Here is a 1,807-nt window from a genome sequence, read left to right as displayed (position 1 = left end):
TGCGATATAAATTGAGTTATTATGTTCGATTATGTGATTTTATGTCGGCGTGTCGCGTTTATTTGCAGCAAAATTATATAGAATTTGCTTAATTTTTTAATTTATGTTCGTTTTTGTCCGATTATGGGAGAATACTTGGCTAAATGGTTAATTTCTTTGATACATGGAAAAAGAAAATCTGCACCATCGATATGGCTCTTATTGCTGTATTGACACTTCTAGCTTCCTTCATTGGTAGCTGGCTTAAGCAGTACCCAGGTTTCCAATTACTTGGTGCTCTTATTATTGCGTTGCTTGTTGGCATGGCTCTGCAGCTGCCATTGCACGTGTACAAAATGAATAATGATTCAAGGCGAGCAGGCGTTAAAAGCGCTGCTGGTTTGATTGCAAACAAACTTCTTCGCCTAGGTATTATTCTCCTCGGATTTAAGCTGAATTTGCATGATTTGTTTACCAAGGGCATTAAATGCTTGCCTATTGCAGCTGTGTTAGTTGCAATAATGGTTTGCGTAACTTATAACATTGCTAAACTCTTGAAGGTAAATCCTCAGCTTGCAATGCTTACAGCAGGAGGCACAAGTATTTGTGGAGCTGCTGCAGTTATGGGTCTTTCTGGCTCAATGCCAGTTCTTCCAGAAGAGGAAGATGAGAAAGAACAGAACGAAGTTATGGCTGTTGCAACAGTTGCAATTATGGGCACTATTTACGCTCTTGCTGAAATCTTCATCCTGCCTAACTTTGGCATGACTAAGCAGCAGCTTGGCATTACAGCAGGTGCATCACTTCACGAAATCGCACATGCCGTTGCAGCTGGCGGAGCATTCGATAGTATCGATGTTGCAACAATCATGAAGCTTTCACGAGTTCTTATGCTCGTTCCAGCCTCCATCTTTATTGCAATTTGGTGGAATGCTCGTCATAGCAAAGTTGAAAATGGCGGAAAGCATAAGATTAGCTTCCCATGGTTTATGCTTGGCTTTATTGCAGCATCCGTTATTGGAACTTATGTTCCTTTCATAACAGCTCACGCATCAACTCTTGTAGAAGCAGGATACGTTTTCCTTGGCATGGCTATGGCTGCACTTGGAATTAACGTAAACTTCCGAGCTATTTTTAAGCAAGGTCGCGCAGCATTTGCAGCAAGCTTCCTAGCTTCTATTGTTTTAGTTGCTTTGGCTTATGCAGCTGCAGTACTGTTCTTCTAAATAAAACATTACAAAATAGTTTTGCTTAACAAATGAGGGTCTTCGTTTGAAGATCCTCATTTTATATTCTCGATAATTTATTTTCGTGTATTCTTGAAAAATCTATCCAATATGCACAGCCGTTCCATCAGGAATATTTTTATAAAACCATTTGGCATCCGCAACGCTTAAACGCACACAACCATGCGATGCAGGCTTTCCAAGCTTCATGCCTTCTGACGGAATATATTCTCCAAAATTATAATTCGTCGGCACAGAATGGAATAAATATTGCGATCCAATAAAAGCAACCCAGTAATCCGCTCCAACTTTTTCATCTTGATTAAAGAAATGATCACCACGACCATTAATTTGATAATTACCATGAGGAGTCGAGTCTTTTATTCCAGAACTCATAACCATTGAATACACAGTTTTCCCATGAGCAATAATATAAACACGCTGTTTTTTCAAATTTACATTCACATGCAAATCCGAAACCTTTATTCCTGTAAGATTAGGATAGGCTCCACCAGTAGGATATTTCCAAAAATTAGGTTTAAGTAAAGACTTATTTTCTAGATAATTTTTGCAATATTTTTTAATAAAAGATTTATCATTAC

Annotated in this window: 2 protein-coding genes; one reads left to right on the top strand and one right to left on the bottom strand. The window is 38.5% G+C overall.

Going from position 1 to position 1,807, the window contains the following annotated elements; all coding sequences use genetic code 11:
• The first annotated feature begins 143 nt into the window (after positions 1-143).
• Positions 144-1,205 (top strand): YeiH family protein, encoded by a 1,062-nt coding sequence (locus A5294_RS06285; RefSeq protein WP_032842515.1) that lies wholly within the window; start codon positions 144-146, stop codon positions 1,203-1,205.
• A 102-nt stretch (positions 1,206-1,307) separates the two neighbouring features.
• Here A5294_RS06285 and A5294_RS06280 read toward each other — a convergent pair.
• On the bottom strand, positions 1,308-1,807 hold a 500-nt coding region (locus A5294_RS06280), incomplete at its 5' end, for a L,D-transpeptidase (protein ID WP_231880213.1).

Origin of the sequence: Gardnerella sp. 30-4 (assembly GCF_001641215.1) — a bacterium.
GTDB lineage: Bacteria > Actinomycetota > Actinomycetes > Actinomycetales > Bifidobacteriaceae > Bifidobacterium > Bifidobacterium leopoldii.
The sequence above is the reverse complement of the archived record's forward strand: the minus strand, read 5'-3'. Positions and strand labels throughout refer to the sequence as shown.